Here is a 20838-nt window from a genome sequence, read left to right as displayed (position 1 = left end):
GTCAGTTCTCCTTGGGGTTCGAAGCGGATCGCGCGTCGTTGCGCGTCCGGATCGCGGCCGTTGCCGCTGCGGTGAGGAGGAGCGGGGACCGGGTGAGTCCGAGGCTCCTGGTGGCGAACGCGTGGGCGGCCACCTCGTCCGCGCCGGCGATGTACGCCAGGCGCCGGAACCGGCCGAGGCGGAACACCTCGTGGTCGAGCGCCGCACGCAGGTCACGGGACCGGTCGGCTGTGACGAGGTGGTGCGCACGCTCGTGCTCGACGGCGGCGGCACGGACGGTGCCGACGGGGAAGAGGTGTCGCCATCCGAGGTCGTCGACGAGCTGCTCGCAGAACGCGATGGTGTCGGTGAACAGGTCGATCCGGTGGTGGCGGGCGTCGTACTGGGCGAGCAGCGCAGCCTCGAGGCCGCCCTCGTGCTCGACGATCTCCGGCGAGGGCGAACCGGCCGACGAGGCCGAACCGGCCGACGAGGCCGAACCGCCCGGCGCCGGGCCCGCCAGCTCGGCGCCGAACGCGGTCGCCCGTGTCGCGTGCCGCAGCAGCTCCTCGTCGCTGCGGGACTCGTTCGTCGGTACGCCACGGAGCAGCCGTGCGCCGAGCTCGGCGTCGTCCACGTCCTCGAGCGCGCGCAACGCCGCGGCCTCCGCCACGACGTCCACGACGGTCACGACCGGACCTCGAGCACGGCCACGAGCGACTCGGCCCGGTCGTGCCCCTCGACCTCGGTGCGCGCGAGCGACACGAGCTGCGACTCGTCGAGCACCCCGGACAGGTCGGCGATCCGCGGCCCGACGAGCAGCTGAAGCGCTGGTGCACGGGATCCCCCGTCGCCGTAGGAGGTGTGCTCGCTGATGAGCCGGGGAATGGCCTCGGCACCGGCACCCGCCGTGGTCTGGTCCACCCGGGCGTCGCTCGACGCGAAGCGGATCACTCCGTCGCGGTCGAGCACCCGCACGGGGTGCTTCGGCTTCCGGAGGAAGCGGCGCTCCTCGGGTGCGCCGAACACGACGTGGCTGTCGGTCGATGCGAGGACCGTCAGAGCCCGTGCGTCGACGCCGAGGCTGCCGGCGGCGACTGCGCGGAGGTCGTCCTCGGTGAGCCGGGCCGTGCGGTCCTGCGTGCGGAGCTCGGTGGCTCCCGTGGCGACGGCGCGGACGGTGTTCGACTGCGGGTCGACGGTGACGTCGACCGACACCTCCGCCGGAGCGGCACCCTGCTTGATCACCGCCTGCTCGGCCTCGCGGCGGACGGCGAGGATCTGCTCGTCGGTCGCGCCGGGGATCACCCGCTCGACCTGCTCGCGGATGAGTGCGAGCGCGACGCCGATGGGGCTGATCACCTCGCTGTGGTCCGCGATCCGCCAGGCGTTGCCCGAGCGCTCGCCGGTGTGTGGCGTGACCGAGGCCGCACCGCCGCCACCGCCGACGAGCTGCACGGTCTCCTCGGGGATCCGGTAGTCCTCGACCATGCGTTCGACGACCGCGCGGACCGGGGCGACCCCGGCGTCGAGGACGGCGCGTGCGGCACCGTCGACGTCCGTGCCGAGCGCGTTCGCGAGCGGCGCCAGGGCGGCACGTGCGACCGCCCGGTCGGCGTGCGCGTAGTCGGACTCCGGCACCAGGCCGATGGCGTTGGCCGCGCACGTCATCGTGATCGCGAAGCGGCCACCGGCGGCGTCGACGACGACGTGGTCGGCCGGGTCCCCGTCGACCGGCGCGACCGTGGACAGCGTGGCGCCGTCCAGGTCGGCGAGCGTCGCGAAGCACGCGTAGGGGAGCCCCGCGATGTGCGCGCTGCGCGGGCCGACGTGCGTGACCTGCGCCGAGCCTCCCGTCCGGATGCGGACCATGGATCCGCCGCCGACGCCGACGGTGCGGACGTCGAGCGCCGACAGGTACGTCGAGCTGCCACCGAACTCGGTGTACTGCACCGCGACCTTGCCGCGGCGGATGACCGAGATGTCGGTGGAGGTCCCGCCGGTCTCGAGGAAGACGCCGTCGGAGAGCTTCTCCTGCATGAGTGCCCCGGCGACGCCTGCCGCCGGGCCGGACAGCACGGTGAGCAGCGGGCGGCGGCGCATCTCGTCGAGCGACATCACGCCGCCGTCGCACCGCATCACCATCAGCGGTGCGGTGATCCCGGCCGCGTCGATGCTCGACTGCACCAGGTCCGCCGTCGCGAACATCCGCGGCAGGATGACTGCGTTGAGCACGGCGGTCCGCGTCCGCTTGCTGAGCCCGTAGAGCGAGCTGATGTCGTGGGTCGCGGTCACGAGGAACCCGCGGTCGCGCGCCCGTTCGGTGATGCGTTCCTCACCGACGGGGTCGTCGACGGAGAACGGTTCGGTGACGACGACCGAGCGGATGCCCGCCTGCTCGAAGCGGTCGAGGACCCCGTCGACGTGCCGGTCGTCGTCGGCGCGGGGCACGTGCTCGTACGCGACGGGGAGCTTCTTGCCGTCCGCGATCTCGATCTTCGCGAGCCGCCGGAGCCGCTTCGCGAAGAACCCGGCCGGCCCGGTCCCGACGCCGATGAGGCCGACCGGGTCGACGTCGCCCTCGAGCAGGGCGTTCGTCGCCTGGGTGGTGCCGTGCGCCAGGAACACGACGTCCTCGGCGGAGCGGCCGATCCGTTCGAGGAGCTGGTGCAGCGCCTCGACGATGCCGTGGGCGACGCCGTCGGGGTGGTCGTGGCTGGTCGGGACCTTGGCCTGGCCGATGAGCTGCAGGGTGGCGGCGTCGATGGCGACCGCGTCGGTGAACGTGCCACCGACGTCGATGCCGATGCGCAGTGCGTTGGGTTTCACGTCGTTGTGACCTTTCGGGTGAGGAGGGAGTGTCAGTAGCCCTGGACCGCGGGCCAGCGCCGTTCGACCCCGTCGCGGTCGAGATCTGCGGCGAAGGTGGCGAACCGGGAGTCGTCGGCCTGGACGGCCTGCGGGGTGGAGCCGGTTGCGATGCAGTGCGCGGCGAGTGCGCCGGCGACCTCGCCGACGTTCCACTCGACCGGGTGCAGTCGGTAGCAGCCGTTGGTGATGTGGGTGGTGCCGATGTCCTTGCCCGCCGGCAGCAGGTTCGTGACGCGCTGGGGGACGAGGGCGCCGAGGGGGATCTCGAACGGGACGCTCGCGATGTCGACGTAGTTGTCGCCACCGGTCGACGGGTGCAGGTCCAGGCGGTAGCTGCCGACGCCGACCGAGTCGCGGTAGCGCGTCCGGCCGGTCACCCCCACGACCTCGGCGGAGACGTCCTGCTCGACGATGGTCGTCACCGCGCGGATCCGCCGGGACTCGCGGATGTAGGCGGCCTTGGCCAGGCCGTCCTCGCTGCCGGTGACGTCGCCGCGCAGTCGGAGCCCGGGGAAGCCCGCGCCGCCGTCCGGCCGGGGTGCTTCGGTCTGCAGCCAGTACAGGACCGAGAGCGAGAGCTGTCGTGCCTCGTGCAGCGCCTGCCTCGTGGTCTCGGCGTCGGCATCGGCGTCGCCCGAGGTGCCGATCACCGGCTTCAGCCAGTAGTCGTTGAGTGGCCAGTTCACGAGGCAGATGTCCGACTCGAACGCCCCCTCGGTGAAGAGCTTCCGTGCGACGATCCGCCGGAATCCCCAGAGTTCCTTGTCGCCCGCGTCGGCGCTCTGGTCGGCGCTGACGGCGAGGGGGTCGGTGTCCGGGTTCGGCTCGAAGGTCCGCGGGTGCGCCTCGAGCGTGCGGGGATCGGGCGCGAGGAACCCGATGAGCGGCGCCGGCCAGAAGTCCGGCTGGTACGCGCGCCAGAAGTCGTACATCTCGGGGCGCTCGATCGTGTGGTCCTCGCCCTCGTGGTGCGACACGGCGAAGCAGAACGTGATGCCTTGCTGGTTCGCCGGGTCCGCGACCTCCGGCGCGTGCGGCTCGCCGTGCTCGTCGCGCGACTCGGCGCCGACGACGTGCTCGACCCCGGCGAGCGGCAGGACCTCACCCGTCTCGGTGGCGTCGAGCACGAACGTGCCGCGCAGCTCGGTCCGGCGGCCGTCCGCACGCTCGACCGTGACGCCCGTGACGCGGTCCCCGTCCGTCGTCGCGGTGACCGGACGGTGGTCGAGCAGGACCGTCAGGAGTCCGGCGGTGCGGTACGGCTGGAGCATCTCCTCGATCACCGCGAGGGCGACGCGCGGCTCGTGGCAGAGCTTGCTCACGCGGCCGGCGCCGGGGTTCAGGTCGGGGAGCGCGGCCGCCTCGGCGCGGAGCGGGTAGACGCGGCGGTAGTGGTCGCGGATGCCGTCCCGCAGTGCCCGGTAGCTCCGGGTGACGCCGAACTGCTCGACCCACGGGTGCTCGTCCGGCGGCACGGCCTGGCTGGTCAGCTGTCCGCCGAGCCAGTCCGTCTCCTCGGTGAGGACGGCGCGGCGGCCGGCGCGGCACACGGCGATCGCGGCGGCGACACCGCCGAGGCCGCCGCCGACGATGACGACGTCCGTGCTGATGAGGTCGACGGCGGTGTCGCCGGTCGTGGTTGGGGTGGTTCCGGGCATGGTGGAGCGACTCCTGACGGATGGGGACGTGGGGACGTGGGGGGCGGTTGGGGAGCGTGCGGGGGTGCGGTCGGTCGGGTCAGCGCGGTGGCGGTCCGAGCGTGGTCCCGGCGACGAGCGTGCACGCGAGCAGCTCCTGCACCGGAGGCGGCGCGTCGCCGCGTTGCGCGGCGGCGATGCGCTCGGTGAGCGCGGCGACGGCGCGTGCGCCGAGTTCGGTGCGCGGTGCGCTGAGCCGCGTGGCGTCGGTCCCTCGGTCACGGTGGCGGGTGTGCTCGCCGAGCACGATCACGGAGAGGTCGGCGGGGACGTCGTGGCCGGTGGCGGCGAGCAGGTCGAGCAGTTCCTCGCCGTCGTCCGGGTCCTCGACGAGGACGACGGTCGGACTGGAGGCCCGGATCGCCTCCCACGCATCGGCGACCGTCCGGTGGTCGGTCACCGTGGTCTCGACCAGCGCGTCCGCCGTGTCGAGCCCAGCTCCGGTGAGCGCGTCGACGATGCCGGTGTGCCGGTCGCGGGACGACTCGGCGCCGAGAGCCAGGCGCAGCAGACCGAACCGCGTGTGGCCGAGGTCGAGCGCGCGCTGGACGAGCGCCCGTGTGGCGGCGGCGTAGTCCACGCCGATGTAGGGCACCCGTCCGCCGGCCGCATCGCGACGGCCGATCGCCACGAACGGGTAGTCCGTGTCCAGCAGCCGTTCGAGCTCGTCGGCGTCCATCTCGCGGCCGAGCAGGATGCAGCCGTCCGCGAGCCGGAGGCGGTTGGACTCGTGGAAGAGCCGCCGCCTGCCGTTCACGACGGGGGTGCTCGTGAACACGAGCAGGTCCGCTGTGACCTGCTCCGCGGCGCTCTCGATGCCGGTGAGCAGCGGCGTGTAGAAGTCCGACGAGCGGTTCGGGAACGCCGGCTCGTACGTGAAGACGCCGATCAGGTCGTTGGTCGCACCGACCAGGCTCCGGGCCACCGGGTTCGCGACGTAGGTGGTCTCGCGGATGACGTCGAGCACGCGGTCCCGGGTCGCTGCCGGGATCCGCCGGGTCTCGTCCGCCTTGCCGTTGAGCACCAGCGACACGGTCGACTGACTCACGCCGGCGATGTCGGCGATCATGCGCTGGGTGACGCGTGCGTGGGGTGCTGGCATGGGGGCTGCTCCGGGGCTGTGGACCTCGTCAGTGAGGTAATACGGATGACCGTACGCGATTCTCGTCATTCATACGTATGAGCAGGAGAACTTTCCGAAAAGGCATCATCGGCTGCACCGCACCCCGGTCGGCGCGCCAGAGCGCAAGGGGAACGGGCGGACGATGCGCGATGCCGCCGAAGTTGCGCGGAAGACCGCAAGGCGTCCTGAACGGACACGCAGGCACGGGCGACGGTCGTAGGTTTCAGCCGTCGACGGGGCTCTGCCGAGCCGGACGTGACAGGGCCGCCGCACAGGCGCGGTGCCCGGTCCCGTACCTCAGCCCGACCCGTGCCCGACCCTGTCGTTCCGATGCGGAACCCGACAGAAGGAACTCTCCATGAAGAAAGTGCTGCTCTGCAGCGCGATCGCCGCGGCCGCCCTGGCGTCCGTCGCGATCGCCGCGCCAGCCCAGGCAGGGGGCCGCCACGGCGACGCTCCCGCCCTCGGCTTCAGTGCCCCGACCACGCTCGCGAGCGGTCTCGTCACGCCCCTCAGCCTCGACATCGACCGGCAGGGCAACGCCGTCGTGTCGCAGAACTTCGCGGGCCAGCTCAACCGGGTCAGCCCCGGCGGGACCAGCACGACGCTCGCCTCCGCGACGCCCGGCCTCGAGATCGGTGCCGTGTCCTCGCGCCGCGACACCGTCTACTACGCCGAGAACGACCAGCCGAACGGCGTCGCGAAGTTGATGGCGCTCCGAGCCGGCAGCGCCGCCGTCCAGCTGGCCGACCTGCACGCGTACGAGGCGTCGCGGAACCCCGACCGTGTCAACCGCTACGGCTTCCGTGGCCTGCCGGCGGCGTGCGCCGCACAGGTCGACCCGGCCGGGCAGGCCGGTCCGGCCACCTACCGGGGGATCGTCGACTCGCACCCGTACGCCTCGCTCGCGCTCCGTGACGGTGTCTACGTCGCGGACGCCGGCGGGAACGACATCGTCCGCGTGGGCTACGACGGCCGGGTGTCGACCGTCGCGGTGCTGCCGGCGCAGCCTCCGGTCACGGTGACCGCGGCGCTCGCCGCGGAGGCCGGTCTGCCCGCCTGCTCGGTCGGGTACCCGTACTCGTTCGAGCCGGTCCCGACCGACGTGGAGAGCGGACCGGACGGCGCGCTCTACGTGTCGACCCTGCCCGGTGGGCCGGAGGACGCCAGCCTCGGCGCCCGCGGCAGCGTGTACCGGGTCACCCCGTCGAACGGCGCGGTGCAGCGGGTCGCGACGGGCTTCGTCGGTGCGACGGACCTCGCCGTCGACCAGCGGTCCGGGACCGTCCTCGTCGCCGAGCTGTTCGGCGGAGCGGCCGGGACCGGTCAGGTCTCGGTGGTCTCGCCGTGGAGCGGCCGGGTGACGCAACGGATCGCCGTCACGTCGCCGGGTGCGATCGAGTTGCGGAACGGCGTCCTCTACGGGACGACCTCCGTGTTCGTCCCGGATGCGGACGGAGCGCCGCAGGCGATCGGTCAGCTGGTGCGGTGGAGCGTGACGGATCGGGCGCACCACCAGCGCTGGGGTGACGACGGCGAGCGCGGCCGGCAGTAGTCGGCTGGCCCACTGCGGGACGGGAGGCCCGGTGCCGGCGGGCACCGGGCCTCCCGTCCGGAACGTGGTCGCGTGACGTCCCTGCTCACCCGGACACGCTCCGTGCCGTTCCCCACAACAGAGAACAGCCCGAACCACGGACTTGCGTGGTTCGGGCTGCTGTCGGTTGTGCAGCGGCGCCGTGACCCGGGTCAGCGCTCGACGCCCGGAACGATGAGCACCCGGTAGTCGGCGGCGGCGTGCCGGTGCGGCAGCGCGGCCTGGTACGCCGGGCTGTGGTACCAGTCGAGGGCGTCCTGCACGGTCGGGAACTCGTTGACGAGGATGCCGTCGACGGGAGCTCCTTCCAGCGTGGTGACCTCGCCGTACCCGATCACCGGCGTGATCGGGTGCCCGGCGCGGGCAGCTCGAGCGGCGGTCGTGTACGTGGCGAACTCGTCCTGGTCGCGGAGCGACTCCCGGATCATCACGACGTAGGCGCTCATGCGGTCAGCGCCCCGAGCTTCGCGAGCAGCGCGTCCGCGGCGGACGCGGACGACGCCGGGTTCTGGCCGGTGATGAGCAGGCCGTCCTCGACCACGTAGGACTGCCAGTCGCCGATCTTGCTGTAGTCGCCGCCGAGACGGACGAGCTCGTCCTCCACCAGGAAGGGCACGATGTCGGTCAGGCCGACGCCCTCCTCCTCCGAGTTGGTGAACCCGGTGACACGGCGGCCCTGCACGAGCGGGGTGCCGTCCTCGTTCGTGACGTGACGGAGGACGCCGGGTGCGTGGCAGACCAGCGCGATCGGCTTGCCCGCACGGAGGGTGTCCTGGATCAGGGTCACGGAGTCCTGGTCCTCGGCGAGGTCCCAGAGCGGTCCGTGCCCGCCCGGGTAGAAGACCGTGTCGAAGTCGGCCAGGTCCACGCTGTCCAGACGGACGGTGTGTGCGAGCGCTCGGGTCGCGACGGCGTCCTGCTCGAAGCGGCGAGTGTGGTCGGTCTGGTTGGCCGGCGCATTGCTCACCGGGTCCAGTGGGGGCTGGCCACCCTTCGGGGAGGCGAGGACGATCTCGGCGCCTGCCTCGACGAAGCGGTAGTAGGGCGCGGCGAGTTCCTCGAGCCAGAAGCCGGTCTTGCGGCCGGTGGTGCCGAGTTCGTCGTGCGAGGTGAGGACCATCAGGATCTTCATGGGAGTCGTCCTTCGTTAGTAGACCGGTCAGTTATCTGGAGGTGGAGCTGGACCCCGGTGAACCGGGGGAGTCAGTTGGTCAGTGCAGGATCTGCGTGGTGATGCCGTACGCGTTGTCCATCGCGGCAGTGTCGCGGTGGATCTTCGCCATCACGCTCGCGCCCAGCCAGAGGTCGTAGAGCGTCTGCGCGGTGCTCTCGGCATCGATGTCCGCGGCGAGTGAGCCGTCCGCCTGTCCCGCGGTGATCATCCGGGTGATGCGTTCGATGATCGCGGTCGTGCCGTCCTTGAGGGCGATGCGCATCGGTTCGGAGAGGTCGGACACCTCGGCGCCGAGCTTGACCGCGAGGCACTTGCCCTGGCAATCGTCGAGGCTCTGCGTCTCCCGCCACTGCTGCCAGTACCGCAGCAGTCGATCGGCCGCGGGGAGGTCCCGCCGCTCGAAGATCTCGTCCATGTCGGCGAGGTACTCGCGGAAGTACTCCTGCATCATCGCTTCACCGAAGACGTCCTTGGACTTGAAGTAGTAGTAGAAGGACCCCCGCGGAACGCCGGCTTCGGTGAGGAGCTCGTTCAGGCCGACCGCCGCCCAGCCCTTGTGGGCGATGGTGCGCTGTCCGGCGTCCAGGATGGCCTGGCGGGAGTCGGTCTCGGTGGGCATGGCATGACCGTAGCACACTAGTAGACCGATTGGTTATCGCTGCTCCGTCGAGGCGAGGACAGCGGTGGCGGCGCCCACGAACCGGCGCTTGACCGGGTCGCGGTCACCCGGGACGAACGCGATCGACACCGAGCTCGGCGGAGCATCCGCGAACGGCACGAACCGGATCGCAGGGTGGATGGTGCGCTGCGCCGCGATGGCCGCCACCGCGCTCACACCCCGGCCCGCGGCGATCGACTCCAGCCACTCGTCGTAGTTGGCCGTCTCCACGAACGTGGTCGGACCGTCGCCGTCGGCCCATGACCACGGCCCGACCGTCCCGGTGACGGCGTTGAACACGAACGGGTGGTGCCGGAGATCGCCCCACGGGATGGGGCGGTCGACCGAGATGCCGGACCCTGCCGAGCAGATCAGCACCCGCTCCTCGTGGAAGAGCGGGACCACGCGGACCTGCTCCGGGACGGCACGAGGTTCCCGGAGGACCGCGACGTCGACGTCCCCACGGAGGAGCGCGTCGACGGGTTCATCGGTCCGGATGAGCGACACCGACCCCTCGCCCATCCGCTCGTACTCCGCGATGGCGTCCTGCGCCCATGGTGTCGGCAGCAGCCAGGTGAAGGCCAGGCGCAGCGGGGTCGGCGCCACCACCGACGACACGGCCCGGTCGACGGCCGCGACCGCCGACTGCGCCTGCTCGAAGAACCGCGCGCCCGCTTCCGTCAGCCCCACACGCCGGGTGTCCCGGTCGAGGAGCCGTGTCTCGAGGAGGTCCTCGAGCTGCTTGATCGTCCGGGTCAGGGCCGGTTGCGTCACGAACAGCTGCTCCGCCGCACGGGTGAAGGACAGGTGCCGGCCGACCATCAGGAACGCCCGCAGGTGGCGCAGTTCGACGTCCATGACCGCCAAGCATAAGTCCGCCGTCTCCGGCAATTCCGCTCCCGCTCGGCCGCTCGTAGCGTCACTGCTGCAGCCGGGAACGCTGCGAGACCGGACCACCGACCGACGGGAACACCATGGCCATCACCGCCACCCACACCATCGCCCTCCCGTCGCTGCGCGTCGGCTCGCCCGGGGTGATCGCCCTCCAGGGGGCTGCTGCCCTGGCAGCGAGCACCGGCATCGCCCGGTTCGTCTTCACGCCGATCCTGCCGCTCATGCAGACCCAGGCCGGGCTGTCCGTCAGCGACGGCGCAGGCCTCGCCACGGTCAACTACGTCGGGTACCTGCTCGGAGCGCTGCTCGGGATCGGCATCCCGGTCCTCGTCCGGTCCCAGCGGGTGATGCGGGTCGCGATGCTCCTCACCGTGGCGACGCTCGCACTCATGCCCGCGGTGTCGGACGTGGCGTGGTGGTCGGTGCTCCGGTTCGTCGCCGGACTCACCAGCGCGTTGGTGTTCATCGCCGCCACCTCGGCGATGATCTCCCGCCTGCGAGCGGTCGGACCGCACTTCGTCGGCTGGGGGTTCGGCGGCATCGGCACCGGCATCGCGCTCTCCGGCATCGTCGTCCTGGTCGTGCGGGCGACGTCCACCTGGCAGACGGCGTGGTTCATCGCAGCGGGGCTCGCGGCGCTCCTCACCGTCGTCGCGTGGGGTTTGCCACCCGCGGTGGCCACAGCCGAGGGACGGACGTCCGACGGTGACGCGCTGCCGCCGACGGGGCACCGGTTCGCCGCGCTCGTGATCAGCTACGGCTTCGAGGGCATCGGCTACATCATCGCCGGGACGTTCCTCGTCGCGGCGATCGGGCAGAGCGGCCCCGCGTGGACCGGGGACGGAGCATGGGTCGTCGTCGGCCTGGCGGCGATGCCCGGGGCCGCGCTCTGGACCGCGCTCGGCCGCCGGTGGAGCCGACCGACGCTCCTCACCGTCGCACTCGGTGTGCAGGCCGTCGGCGTGGCCCTGACCGGCGTGCTGCCCGGGAGCGCCAGTGCCCTGGTCTCGGCCGCGCTCTTCGGTGGCACCTTCGTCGGCATCAGCTCGCTCGCACTCGCCCTCGGCGCCCACTTCCAGGTCCCGCGGGCCGTGGCGCTCCTGACCACCGGGTACGCCGTCGGGCAGATCCTCGGCCCGGTGCTGTCCCGACCGCTGCTGGTCGGCGGCTACGCCGGTCCGCTGCTGCTCGGTGGTGCGATCATCGCTGCCGCTGCGCTCGCCGGACTCGCCGTGCGGTTCCACTTCCCGCACCGCGTCGGCACCGCGGTCGAGCCGTCGCGCTCGGCTCGCTGAGCTCGGCAGCGTCCGCGCTGCACTCGTGGTCAGCCACGGGTCTCGTCCAAGCTCCGGCGCCTGTACCCCGACCGGACAGGCGCCGAGCCTAGCGTGACAGCGTCATGGCAGCCGAACACCGCAAACCCGCCGAGCCCGACGCCGACCCCGCCGTCGAGCACCACTCTGCACACCACGCGGCACGTACCGACGCGCCGTCCGAGCCGGACCGCCAAGCGGAGGACGCCGGCAACCAGCCGGACCGCTCCCCGGTGGACGCCGGCGACCAACCGGACCCGAACCGCTGGAAGGCCCTCGTCGTCTGCCTGCTCGGCGGCGGCATCGTGCTCCTCGACGTGTCGATCGTCAACGTCGCGCTCCAGTCGATCTCGAGCGGACTCCCCGGCGCCTCGCCCGAGGCCGTGCAGTGGATCCTCTCCGGCTACGCGCTGTCCTTCGGCCTGCTGCTCGTCCCCGGCGGGCGGCTCGGCGACGCCTCCGGCCGCCGACGCATGTTCGTCATCGGCGTCGGGCTCTTCACCCTCGCGAGCGCGCTCTGCGGATTCGCGCCGAACGGTCTCGTGCTGGTGATCGCGCGGCTCGTGCAGGGTCTCGCCGGCGGGCTGCTCACCCCGCAGGTCACCGCGCTCATCCAGCAGCTCTTCCGCGGCAAGGAGCGTGGCACCGCGTTCGGGCTGTTCGGGGCGACCGTGGGGATCGCGACCGCGATCGGTCCGCTCGTCGGCGGACTGCTCATCACCGCGTTCGGGACCGAGAACGGGTGGCGGTTCGTCTTCTTCGTGAACCTGCCCGTGGGACTCGTCACGATCCTCCTGGCCTTCCGCTTCCTGCCGGCCGCAGCCCGGACCGAACGCGGCCGGAAGCACGACTTCGACCCGGTGGGCATCGCCCTGCTCGGAGCTGCCGTGGTGGCCCTGCTCCTGCCGTTCGTGCAGTCGCAGGAGTGGAAAGGCGGCGCGAAGTGGTGGCTCGTCGTCGTCGCCGTCGTGTTCGGTGCGTGCTTCGTGCTGTGGGAGCGGCGGTACCAGCGGACGAAGGAGCCGGTCATCGACCTCGGGTTGTTCCGGCGCCGGTCGTTCTCACTCGGCGTCGGTCTCGCGACCCTGTACTTCGCCGGGTTCACCCCGCTGTTCTTCGTCCTGACGCTGGCGTTGCAGTCGGGGCTGCACTACTCCGCACTGCTGGCGGGACTGGCCTCCGTCCCGTTCGCGATCGGGTCCGGGATCGCGTCGACCGTCGGCGGGCGGGTCGTGCACCGCTTCGGACGGCAGCTCATCGTCGTGGGGACCGTCCTCGTGCTCATCGGACTGGGCGGCGTCATCTGGGTCGTCGCGAACCACTTCCGGTCCGACCTCGGGTGGTGGCTCGTGGCGCCGCTGCTCGTGGCGGGCATCGGCTCCGGGCTGACCATCTCGCCGAACCAGACCCTCACCCTGTCCGAGGTGCCGGTCGAGCAGGGCGGCTCGGCGGGCGGGCTCATCCAGGTCGGCGCGCGAGTCGGGTCGGCGATCGGCATCGCGGCGGTCGGCAGCGTGTTCTACTCGGCGCTGGCGACGTCGCGTGGGGACTACTCCGACGGGCTGCCGCTCGGGCTCGGTGTCTCGCTCGGCTTCGTCGCCGCGGCGCTGCTGGCGGGCATCGTCGACGTGGTGGTCGGGAAGGTGCGGGGGACCGAGGCGTCGATCTGAGCGGTGGACCCGGTTGGCGCGATCTGTACGACCGCCGTCCTGGCTGCTGCTGGTGAGCTGCGCGTGGGGGCAGTTGGGTTGGCTGCATGGAACGAGAACCCCCACCGGGCCGCCTGCTCTGGCCCGCCGCCGCGTGGTTCTGGGCGCTCCAGTTCGCGGTCCTGAACCCGCTGCTCGCCGTCCTCCTCGTGACGCTCGCCGGCGCGACGCCGACCGAGGTCGGCTGGGTGCTCGGCTGCTACAACGTCGGCGGGTTCGTCGCGTCGCTGGTGATCCCCGCGACGGCGGACCGGACCCGCGACTACCTCCGCCCGCTGCTGTTCTGCGCGCTCGCCGGAGCAGGCTTCGTCGCCGCACTCGCCCTCACGACCTCGCTCCCCGTCCTGGTGATCGCGCTCGTGGTGCTCGGCGGCCCGCCCGGCGTCGGATCGACCCTGTTGTTCGCGCAGCTCCGGCACGAGGGTGCACCGCCGGCCCGGGTCATCCGCACGCGCGCCATCGTGTCGTTCGCCTGGGTGGTCGGCCCGCCGCTCGCGACGCTCAGCACGGGCCTCGCCGGGACCCCTGCCGCGCTGCTGCTGCTCGCCGGCATCAGCATCGTCAACGTCGTCACCGCCCTGCTCCTGCTGCGCCGCCGCGGGCCCGTGCCCGAGCAGGACCAGGCGGTCCGTCCGAGCCTGCTCGCGCAGTTGCGGGGATGGTCACGGTGGTCGGTCGTGTCCGCCTTCACGCTGTTGCAGGCCACGAACATCGCCACGGTCACCGTCGCGACCCTGTTCGTCGCCCGGGACCTCGGCGCGCCGATCGTGTGGGCGGGGATCGTGCTCGGCGCCGCCGCCCTGGTCGAGATCCCCGCGCTGCTGGTCATGGGGCGGCTCCACGAGCGTGTCCCCGCCCGGACGTTGCTCGCCGTCGGGTGCGCGTGCGGTGCCGTCTACTACGGACTCGCGACGCTGGTCCACGAGCCGTGGCAGCTGCTGGCCCTGCAGCCGCTGAACGCCTGGTTCTTCGCCTCGGTCGCCGGTGTCGGGCTGACCGTCTTCCAGGACGTCTTCCCGAGCCCTGGGCTCGCGTCCGGGCTCTTCACGAACACCCGTCGCGTCGGCGCGGTCCTGGCGGGGCTGCTCATCGCCGGGCTCGGGGGCTTCCCGGACCCGTACCGCGCCGTGTACGCGGCAGCGGCCGGCGTCGTCCTGGTCGTCCTGGTGGTGGCGACCGCCGTCGCGTCGCGGTCCCGGCCGGTGCTCGATGCGCGCTAGGTTCGCCACCGTGAACTCCGTCCGCGACCACCGCGTGGCCGTGCTCGTGCTGGACGGCGCGAAGGCGCTCGACGTCGGGATCGCCGCGCACGTCTTCGCGAAGCGGCCGAGCATGCCGTACGAGGTCCGGGTCTGCGGGGAACAGGCCGGCACCGTCGACGGGTGGAACGGGCTCGCCTACGCCGTGGGCCACGACCTCGAGACCCTCGCGTGGGCGGACACCGTGCTCGTCCCCGGGTTCCGGAACCCCGCTGACACCACCACGCCGCCCGCGGTGATCGCCGCGCTGCGTACGGCCCACGAGCGTGGTGCCCGGATCGCCGCCATCTCGACGGGCGCCTTCACGCTCGCCGCCGCCGGACTGCTCGACGGCCGTCGTGCGACGACGCACTGGCACTACACGCACGTGCTCCGTGAGCGGTACCCGGCGGTCGACGTCGACGAGAACGTGCTCTTCGTCGACGCTGGCGACGTCCTCACGAGCGCCGGAGCCGCGAGCGGCCTCGACCTCTGCCTCCACCTCATCCGCCGTGACCACGGCGTCGGGCTCGCGAACCACGTGGCACGACGACTCGTCAGCGCCCCGTACCGGAGCGGCGGTCAGGCGCAGTACGTCCCCCGCAGCATCCCGGAACCCCTCGGCGACGTCTTCGCGGCCACCCGCGCCTGGGCGCTCGACCACCTGCAGGACGACCTGACGCTCACGACGCTCGCGCGCCGCGCGAACGTCTCACCCCGGACGTTCTCGCGGCGCTTCACCGCGGACACCGGCATCACCCCGATGCAGTGGGTGCTCCGTGCCCGCATCGACCACGCGCGCGAGCTCCTCGAGCGCACCGACCTCAGCGTCACCCGGATCGCCGAGGCCACCGGGTTGCGCTCGGACACGAACCTCCGCCGGCACTTCGGCGCGATCATCGGGACCTCACCGACCGCCTACCGCGCGACGTTCCAGGAGTGACCGAACGGTCGTCAGAGCGTCGTCCGCAGCAGCAGCGACGCCCCGTGCACGGCGTCCTCCTCCCGCTCGCCGGTGTCGACGAAGCCCAGCTTCTCGAGTACCCGGAGCGACGCGGTGTTCCACTCCCGCACGGTGGAGGCGAGGTGCCCGTACCCGATCCGCCGCGCCTGGGCGACGACCGCGCCGGCGGCTTCGGTCGCGTACCCGTGGTGCCAGGAGCGCTGGAGGAACTCGTACGCCAGCTCGGGCTCCTCGGGTCGGCCGACGCTGTTCGGGACGAGTCCGCAGTACCCGATGGCCTCGTCGGTGTCCGTGCGCTCCACCACGAGCAAGCCGGGTGTCGGCAGGTGCTCGTCGCGGCGGACCCAGTCCTCGAGCTCGGTGACGGTCGGGTGCCCGTCGGGTGTCAGACGTCGGTGCGCGGGGACGCGCGGATCCCGTTCGGCCCAGAGCCGACGGTGGAACGGGGCGTCCTCGACCCGCCAGGGCCGCAGCCGCAGCCGCTCGATCTCGAGGGTCTCCACCGTCAGAACCGGCTCGTCCCGCGGAGGCCGCGCGGGCGCCCGTCCGGGTCCGCGACCAACGCCGCCGCGGGGCGCGCCCACAGCCGCTGGAAGGCGGACACGGGCTCGGGCTCGTGGTGGCGGATGCGTCCCGGCGGTCGGGGTCCTGGCTGCCCGTCCTCCTGCCAGTCGTCGAGTGCGCGCGCCGTCGACCGCCACAGCGCGAGGAGCTCCACGCCCGACCCGTCGAAGCGTTCGTCGTCGGGCGTGGTCGCCAGGTGCTCGGCCCACAGCTGGCGCCGGAGGTCCCGAGCCATCGACCCGTCACCGGGCGAGGTGTCGACGACTGCGCACGTCAGTTCACTGTCGGACGTCCACGACCGGCGGTTGAAGTTGTCCGACCCGATGGTGGACCACTGGTCGTCGACGACGCACACCTTCGCGTGGATGTAGATCGGCCGCCCGGACTCGTGCTCCAGGTCGAAGACGCCGACACGGTCCGCTGCCGTCCGGCGGAGCGTGCGCATCGCCTCGATCTGGCCGAACCGCGCCGGTGGGCCGCCGAGCACCCCGTCGGAGTTCGGGTACCGCGGGACGAGCACGATCACGCGGAGGTCGCGGTTCTGTTCGAGGGCCTCGGCGATGCCGGTCGCGATCTCCTTCGACCAGAGGTACTGGTCCTCGATGTAGATCAGCGACTCCGCGGCCTTGAACGCCTTGCCGTACGCTCGCGCGATGCTCCGCTCGCCATCCGGCGCGAACGGGAACGGCGGTCGCTTCACCCCGTAGGTCCGGAGCAGCTGCACGGCGTGGTCCCCGGCGGGCGGCGGCGGGGGAGTCCGCTCCGGCAGGGGTTCCGGGCGACGCGGCATCCGGGTGAGGCGCTGCAGGAGCATCCGGTACGGCAGGCTCCGGTCGAGCGGGGTCGGGTCGTCCCAGCGTTCGGCGAAGACCGCCAGGACGTCGGCGACCACCGGCCCACGCAGCTCCATCGACGCGTCGTGCCATGCCGGCCGCTTGCCGTACCGGGCGTCGATCGACACGGGTTGCGGATCGCCCTGGTGCGCTGCGTCGTCGCGACGGCTGTGGCACAGGTCGATCCCGCCGACGAACGCCACGTCGCGCGAGGGGTCGTCGCGGTGCTGGATGACGAAGAACTTCTGGTGGTGCGACCCGAACACGCGGACGCGCTGGTCGAGCAGCACCTCGCCGCCGGCGTCGTTGATCTTCCGGCCGAGCAGCTCGTTCGCGCGGGCGCTGAGCGACGCGGACACGCGTTCGCCGTGGGAGCGCCAGATCAGGCCGCGGACCTCCACGCCCGCTCGCGCGCGGTCGGCGAGCAGGTCGCCGATCGTGGGGCCGTCGGGCAGCAGCCGTTCGTCGGCGTCGCCCCGCCAGTCGGTGAACCAGACACGGTCACCGGGCGCGAGCGCCGCGAGCTCCGCGTGGATGCGTTCGAAGTACGGGGCCCCGTGGACCAGTGGCCGGACGAGGTTGCCCTCGGACCAGGGCAGCGCGTCGGCCCCGCCGGCATGGACGTCCGTGGCGAGGTTGCCGCGTTCGTCGCGGGCGAGGAACCAGTGACGTGGTTCGGTGCGCACGTTCGAACACTAGGCCCTGAACCGCGGACGGGGCGGACGGGAGGCCCGGTGCCGGCTGACACCGGGCCTCCCGTCCGGTCCTGGTCGCGACCAGAGCGCCCACCGTGACCGGCGGGTCGATACCGTTGTCCCCATGGCCAGCTTCACGCCCCCCGCTGCCGACGCCATGCGTGCGAAGCTCCTGCTCGCCGCGCGTGACGAGTTCGCAGCGGTCGGGCTCACCGGTGCCCGGATCGAACGCATCGCCGCGGCGTCGTCGAGCAACAAGGCGCAGATCTTCCACTACTTCGGCAGCAAGGAGGGACTGTTCGACGCGCTCATCACACAGACGGTCACCGAGACGCTCACCGAGGTGCCGATCGACACCGACGACCTCCCCGCGTACGCCGGGCGGCTCTTCGACTCGTACGCCCGTCGACCGTGGGTGCCGCGGCTCGCGACCTGGTACCGGCTCGAACGTGCCGCCGATGCGCCGCTCGAGGCGATCGTCAGCAGCAACGCCGAAGCCGTCGCCGCCGTCGAGCACGCGCAGCGCGCAGGCGTGCTCCCGCGGTCCTACCGCCCGGCCGTGCTGCTCGGACTGGTGGTCCACGTCGCCGGGTTCTGGGACGCGACGACCCCCGAGTTCGACACCCTGGTCACGGCAGTCGTGCCCGCGCGGCGTCGGCAGATCGTGGTGGACGCGGTCGGGTCGCTCCTCCGCGGCTGAGTCCGGCCCGCGCGGAGGGCGTGCGCACTGACCGCTGACGGTGCACTGTTCGATGCACGTGGCGGGGCACCGGGCCCTCCCGGATCGGGGACCTGTGATGAAGCGACTCGCCACTGCGGGCGGCCTGGTGGCCGGTGTGCTCGCGCTCGGGCTGCTGGCGCCGACGGCTGCGGTCGCCGCGCCGGCCACCGTCGGCTCTGTCGCCGTGCAGCTCACGACGGCCGACGGAACTCCGCGCAACGTGGCCGGCGTGGAGGTCGCGGCTCTCGGGATCGAGGGCATCGACGCCGACGGGCTCACCGATGCCAACGGACGGGTCGTGCTCGGAGGGATCCCGAGTCCGCAGACCGTGACGGTCACCACGAGGGTGATCCCGGGGCAGGGAGCCGCGACGCTGGCTCCCGCTCGTCGGACCGGTGTCGCCGTCGTCGCCGGTGGGACGACCAGCACCACGCTCGCGCTGAGCGTCGGCGCCACGGCGAGCGGCTCGATCGTGGGCCCGGCGGGAGCGCTCGCGGGGAAGACGGTGACGGCCGCGAACCAGACCGACACGTGGCAGAACTTCCAGACGACGTCAGACGCGGCTGGACGCTACGAGTTCGTCGGGCTCGGCTCCGGCCAGTACACGATCTCGGCGTACGACTCGCGGGACGCGGAGCCGGCGCACTGGAAGACCCTCGTGCAGCAGCAGGGTGCGTCGACGGCGTCGCGTGTGACCCTGTCGACGCACTACGTGCACCGCACCTACGACCTCGAGGTCTTCGCGAACTCCGCCGATCGTGCGCCGGACCCGCGCTTGAGCGGCGCGACCGTGAACGTCGTCGACACGGCGACGGGCGTCACCGCGTCGTCACGGTTCTCGACGCTGCTCGACTCCGAGCAGTCGGCCCAGTTCATCGTGCCGACGGGGCAGTACGTGATCGAGCTCGTCACGGTGGCGACGCCGACGAGTGCCGCGCTCCACCTGTGGCTCTCGCGGTCGGTCGACGGCAGGACCGCGTACGTGGTTGACCGGGCGTCGGCGCTCCCGGTGCGGGTCGCGTACGGGTCCTGGTCCGGATGGGGCGCGGCGGTGCCCGTGGCGAACGGCTAGTTCACCCCGCTGCCGCTGCCGCTGCCGCTGCTGCGGCCAGCGGCTCGCGAGGCGCTCCCACGCTCGACGGTGCCCTGACGAGGAGGACCGCGGCCGCCGCGGCGATCACCGCCGCACGAGCGTCATCGGCGCGCGACGGCAGCCGCAGCTTCGCTGATGGTGGACCCGGAATGCTGCAAGCGATAGCGCCGAACCTCGTCAACGCTGATTCCCGCGTTGACCGGCACCTGCGTGTTGCCGATGATCGGTTTCGTGAAGGCAGCGCAGAAGACGGTTGCCATGAAGACCATTCCGGCAAGGGCGGGCTCGGCGAAGAGACAGGCGGCCGTCGTGGCAGCCGCGCCACCGAGGAGGACGATCGCAGACTTCCAGCGGTTCATGAGAAGCACTTCTGTCTGACGGCGGTGACGCCGATGAGCTCAGCGCCGAGCGCTGCTGCCGCGCCACCCAGGGCCCGGATCTTCTCCCAGCTGAACGATGCGCCCCAAAAGATCGGCCTCGCTGGGTGACGCCGCCGTGGCCGGAGTCGGGCCGAGCAGTGAGGCGCACATTCCTGCGGTCAGCACGGCCACCACTGCGGTCGTGCACTTCTCGTTCCTGGTCGGTGACTTCATCGTTGCCTCCCCGATTCGGCGTCCGTCGCCGTAATGGTCCGATCCTGCCGCTGAAGTGTGAAATGTGCAACACGCAGTCCTGGAACAGTCGTCCTGCATCCTTCGATGCAACCCCGGCAGGTGCGTCCTTCCGTCGGTCGTCCCGCCGTTCGGCGCTCCCTAGCGTCGACGGCATGACGAACACCACCGAAGTCCGGCCCACTGTCGGCACCGCACCCCGACCGGCGGGAGGCGCACGCGGCCTCGTCGCCCGCCGCCCGCTCACGTCGTTCTTCACCCTCGCGCTGGGGCTGAGCTGGCTCGCCTGGATCCCCTACATCCTGTCCCCGCACGGGCTCGGGGTGTGGGACATCCACTTCCCGGAGCTGCTCGGCACCGCCCAGTTCTCCGGGATCCTGCCCGGAGCACTCCTCGGCCCGCTCGGCAGCGCGTTCCTGGTGACGGCGATCGCCGACGGCCGTCCGGGGCTCCGCCGCTGGGTCGGCCGGCTCTGGCGCTGGCGCGTCGCCTGGTACTGGTACGCCCTGGCACTCGTCGTGGTGCCCGCGCTGATCGTCCTCTCCGGGCTGCCGTTCGCCGACGGGGACGTTCGTGCGCCATCGGCCCTGGCCTTCGCGGCCGTCGTGCCCGGGCTGGTCGTGCAGCTGTTCACGACCGGACTGTCCGAGGAGCCCGGCTGGCGCGACTTCGCGCTGCCTCGCCTGCAGGACCGGTTCGGCGCGCTCGGTTCCGCCGCGGTCCTCGGTCCGGTCTGGGCGCTGTGGCACATGCCGCTGTACCTCAGTGACTGGGGCGGCTGGCCGGATGCGCACTGGAGCGAGCCGCTCGTCTTCGCGGCCTTCACGATCACCTTCAACGTCGTCATGACCTGGGTGTTCAACAAGACCGGCCAGAGCCTGCCGGTGGCGCTGCTGCTGCACGTCGGCGTGAACAACACGATCACGACGTTCTGGGCGGACATGTACCCGGGGATGACCGCGGGCACCATGATGACCGGGCTCGCGATCCTGTCCACGGTCGCTGCCGCCGTGCTGATCGTGGTGACCCGTGGTCGTCTCGGCCACGACGTCGCCGTGGTCCGACGGAGCGACCGCGCCGCCCGCGCCGGCCTGCCCGCCTCGTAGG

19 protein-coding genes are annotated in these 20838 nt (G+C 72.1%); 8 read left to right on the top strand and 11 right to left on the bottom strand.

Features of this window, described 5'->3' with window-relative positions; translation table 11 throughout:
- Nucleotide 1: 1 nt before the first annotated feature.
- The 4 genes from EDF55_RS15830 to EDF55_RS15815 all read right to left on the bottom strand — a co-directional run bounded on the left by EDF55_RS15830 (nt 2) and on the right by EDF55_RS15815 (nt 5649).
- Nucleotides 2–670, bottom strand: a complete 669-nt coding sequence (locus tag EDF55_RS15830) for a hypothetical protein (RefSeq protein ID WP_123655903.1) — start codon at nt 668–670, stop codon at nt 2–4.
- Nucleotides 667–2808: a hydantoinase/oxoprolinase family protein gene (locus tag EDF55_RS15825; RefSeq protein WP_123655902.1), complete on the bottom strand. Its 2142-nt coding sequence runs from the start codon at nt 2806–2808 to the stop codon at nt 667–669. Before EDF55_RS15825 ends, EDF55_RS15830 begins: the two co-directional genes overlap by 4 nt.
- Nucleotides 2809–2840: 32 nt before the next feature.
- Nucleotides 2841–4508 carry an FAD-dependent oxidoreductase gene (locus tag EDF55_RS15820; RefSeq protein ID WP_123655901.1) on the bottom strand — a complete coding sequence of 556 codons (1668 nt, stop codon included), beginning with the start codon at nt 4506–4508 and terminating at the stop codon, nt 2841–2843.
- A gap of 79 nt (nt 4509–4587) precedes the next feature.
- Nucleotides 4588–5649 (bottom strand): LacI family DNA-binding transcriptional regulator, encoded by a 1062-nt coding sequence (locus EDF55_RS15815; protein WP_123655900.1) that lies wholly within the window; start codon nt 5647–5649, stop codon nt 4588–4590.
- A 379-nt stretch (nt 5650–6028) separates the two neighbouring features.
- Between EDF55_RS15815 and EDF55_RS15810 the strand changes: the two genes are divergently transcribed.
- Nucleotides 6029–7225, top strand: coding sequence for a ScyD/ScyE family protein (locus EDF55_RS15810; protein WP_123655899.1), 1197 nt, complete (start codon nt 6029–6031; stop codon nt 7223–7225).
- A gap of 191 nt (nt 7226–7416) precedes the next feature.
- Here EDF55_RS15810 and EDF55_RS15805 read toward each other — a convergent pair whose 3' ends face one another.
- The 4 genes from EDF55_RS15805 to EDF55_RS15790 form a co-directional block, all read right to left on the bottom strand.
- The gene (locus tag EDF55_RS15805) at nt 7417–7710 is read right to left on the bottom strand and encodes a DUF1330 domain-containing protein (RefSeq protein ID WP_123655898.1); all 294 of its coding nucleotides are present in this window, start codon (nt 7708–7710) and stop codon (nt 7417–7419) included.
- Entirely contained in the window at nt 7707–8396 is a 690-nt protein-coding gene (locus EDF55_RS15800) for a type 1 glutamine amidotransferase domain-containing protein (protein ID WP_123655897.1), read from the bottom strand. Before EDF55_RS15800 ends, EDF55_RS15805 begins: the two co-directional genes overlap by 4 nt.
- Before the next feature lie 79 nt (nt 8397–8475).
- Entirely contained in the window at nt 8476–9057 is a 582-nt protein-coding gene (locus EDF55_RS15795) for a TetR/AcrR family transcriptional regulator (protein ID WP_123655896.1), read from the bottom strand.
- A gap of 33 nt (nt 9058–9090) precedes the next feature.
- Complete coding sequence (locus EDF55_RS15790) at nt 9091–9954, bottom strand: LysR family transcriptional regulator (RefSeq protein ID WP_221180768.1); 864 nt, start codon at nt 9952–9954, stop codon at nt 9091–9093.
- A gap of 116 nt (nt 9955–10070) precedes the next feature.
- Here EDF55_RS15790 and EDF55_RS15785 point away from each other — a divergent pair, with 116 nt between their 5' ends.
- From EDF55_RS15785 to EDF55_RS15770, 4 genes are all read left to right on the top strand, one after another.
- Nucleotides 10071–11285, top strand: coding sequence for a YbfB/YjiJ family MFS transporter (locus EDF55_RS15785; protein WP_123655894.1), 1215 nt, complete (start codon nt 10071–10073; stop codon nt 11283–11285).
- Nucleotides 11286–11389: 104 nt separating this feature from the next.
- Nucleotides 11390–12973: an MFS transporter gene (locus EDF55_RS15780; protein WP_123655893.1), complete on the top strand. Its 1584-nt coding sequence runs from the start codon at nt 11390–11392 to the stop codon at nt 12971–12973.
- Between the two features lie 86 nt (nt 12974–13059).
- Nucleotides 13060–14232, top strand: a complete 1173-nt coding sequence (locus tag EDF55_RS15775) for an MFS transporter (protein ID WP_123655892.1) — start codon at nt 13060–13062, stop codon at nt 14230–14232.
- Nucleotides 14222–15193 (top strand): GlxA family transcriptional regulator, encoded by a 972-nt coding sequence (locus tag EDF55_RS15770; RefSeq protein WP_123655891.1) that lies wholly within the window; start codon nt 14222–14224, stop codon nt 15191–15193. Before EDF55_RS15775 ends, EDF55_RS15770 begins: the two co-directional genes overlap by 11 nt.
- Nucleotides 15194–15204: 11 nt before the next feature.
- Here the strand turns inward: EDF55_RS15770 and EDF55_RS15765 are convergent, their stop codons facing one another.
- Both EDF55_RS15765 and EDF55_RS15760 read right to left on the bottom strand, forming a co-directional pair.
- Nucleotides 15205–15717 (bottom strand): GNAT family N-acetyltransferase, encoded by a 513-nt coding sequence (locus tag EDF55_RS15765; RefSeq protein WP_123655890.1) that lies wholly within the window; start codon nt 15715–15717, stop codon nt 15205–15207.
- A gap of 2 nt (nt 15718–15719) precedes the next feature.
- A complete protein-coding gene (locus EDF55_RS15760; protein ID WP_123655889.1) occupies nt 15720–17297 on the bottom strand; it encodes a phospholipase D-like domain-containing protein in 1578 nt (525 codons plus the stop codon).
- A gap of 133 nt (nt 17298–17430) precedes the next feature.
- Here EDF55_RS15760 and EDF55_RS15755 point away from each other — a divergent pair, with 133 nt between their 5' ends.
- On the top strand, nt 17431–18006 hold the full coding sequence (locus tag EDF55_RS15755) for a TetR family transcriptional regulator (RefSeq protein ID WP_123655888.1): 576 nt from the start codon (nt 17431–17433) through the stop codon (nt 18004–18006).
- A 97-nt stretch (nt 18007–18103) separates the two neighbouring features.
- A complete protein-coding gene (locus EDF55_RS15750) occupies nt 18104–19099 on the top strand; it encodes a carboxypeptidase-like regulatory domain-containing protein (RefSeq protein WP_123655887.1) in 996 nt (331 codons plus the stop codon).
- A 122-nt stretch (nt 19100–19221) separates the two neighbouring features.
- Here EDF55_RS15750 and EDF55_RS15745 read toward each other — a convergent pair whose 3' ends face one another.
- On the bottom strand, nt 19222–19479 hold the full coding sequence (locus EDF55_RS15745; RefSeq protein ID WP_123655886.1) for a hypothetical protein: 258 nt from the start codon (nt 19477–19479) through the stop codon (nt 19222–19224).
- A 407-nt stretch (nt 19480–19886) separates the two neighbouring features.
- On the opposite strand from EDF55_RS15745, the gene EDF55_RS15740 reads away from it, so the two are divergent.
- Nucleotides 19887–20837, top strand: a complete 951-nt coding sequence (locus tag EDF55_RS15740; protein ID WP_123655885.1) for a type II CAAX endopeptidase family protein — start codon at nt 19887–19889, stop codon at nt 20835–20837.
- Nucleotide 20838: the final 1 nt, after the last annotated feature.

Source organism: Curtobacterium sp. ZW137 (assembly GCF_003762905.1).
Lineage (GTDB): Bacteria > Actinomycetota > Actinomycetes > Actinomycetales > Microbacteriaceae > Curtobacterium.
This window is presented reverse-complemented; position numbering and strand designations above follow the sequence as displayed.

Coding starts and splice junctions, on each gene's coding strand:
- EDF55_RS15785 (WP_123655894.1), top strand. CDS start 10,071: ATGGCCATCACCGCCACCCACACCATCGCCCTCCCGTCGCTGCGCGTC.
- EDF55_RS15815 (WP_123655900.1), bottom strand. CDS start 5,649: ATGCCAGCACCCCACGCACGCGTCACCCAGCGCATGATCGCCGACATC.
- EDF55_RS15780 (WP_123655893.1), top strand. CDS start 11,390: ATGGCAGCCGAACACCGCAAACCCGCCGAGCCCGACGCCGACCCCGCC.
- EDF55_RS15800 (WP_123655897.1), bottom strand. CDS start 8,396: ATGAAGATCCTGATGGTCCTCACCTCGCACGACGAACTCGGCACCACC.
- EDF55_RS15775 (WP_123655892.1), top strand. CDS start 13,060: ATGGAACGAGAACCCCCACCGGGCCGCCTGCTCTGGCCCGCCGCCGCG.
- EDF55_RS15790 (WP_221180768.1), bottom strand. CDS start 9,954: ATGGACGTCGAACTGCGCCACCTGCGGGCGTTCCTGATGGTCGGCCGG.
- EDF55_RS15805 (WP_123655898.1), bottom strand. CDS start 7,710: ATGAGCGCCTACGTCGTGATGATCCGGGAGTCGCTCCGCGACCAGGAC.
- EDF55_RS15810 (WP_123655899.1), top strand. CDS start 6,029: ATGAAGAAAGTGCTGCTCTGCAGCGCGATCGCCGCGGCCGCCCTGGCG.
- EDF55_RS15755 (WP_123655888.1), top strand. CDS start 17,431: ATGGCCAGCTTCACGCCCCCCGCTGCCGACGCCATGCGTGCGAAGCTC.
- EDF55_RS15820 (WP_123655901.1), bottom strand. CDS start 4,508: ATGCCCGGAACCACCCCAACCACGACCGGCGACACCGCCGTCGACCTC.
- EDF55_RS15750 (WP_123655887.1), top strand. CDS start 18,104: ATGAAGCGACTCGCCACTGCGGGCGGCCTGGTGGCCGGTGTGCTCGCG.
- EDF55_RS15740 (WP_123655885.1), top strand. CDS start 19,887: ATGACGAACACCACCGAAGTCCGGCCCACTGTCGGCACCGCACCCCGA.
- EDF55_RS15795 (WP_123655896.1), bottom strand. CDS start 9,057: ATGCCCACCGAGACCGACTCCCGCCAGGCCATCCTGGACGCCGGACAG.
- EDF55_RS15745 (WP_123655886.1), bottom strand. CDS start 19,479: ATGAACCGCTGGAAGTCTGCGATCGTCCTCCTCGGTGGCGCGGCTGCC.
- EDF55_RS15770 (WP_123655891.1), top strand. CDS start 14,222: ATGCGCGCTAGGTTCGCCACCGTGAACTCCGTCCGCGACCACCGCGTG.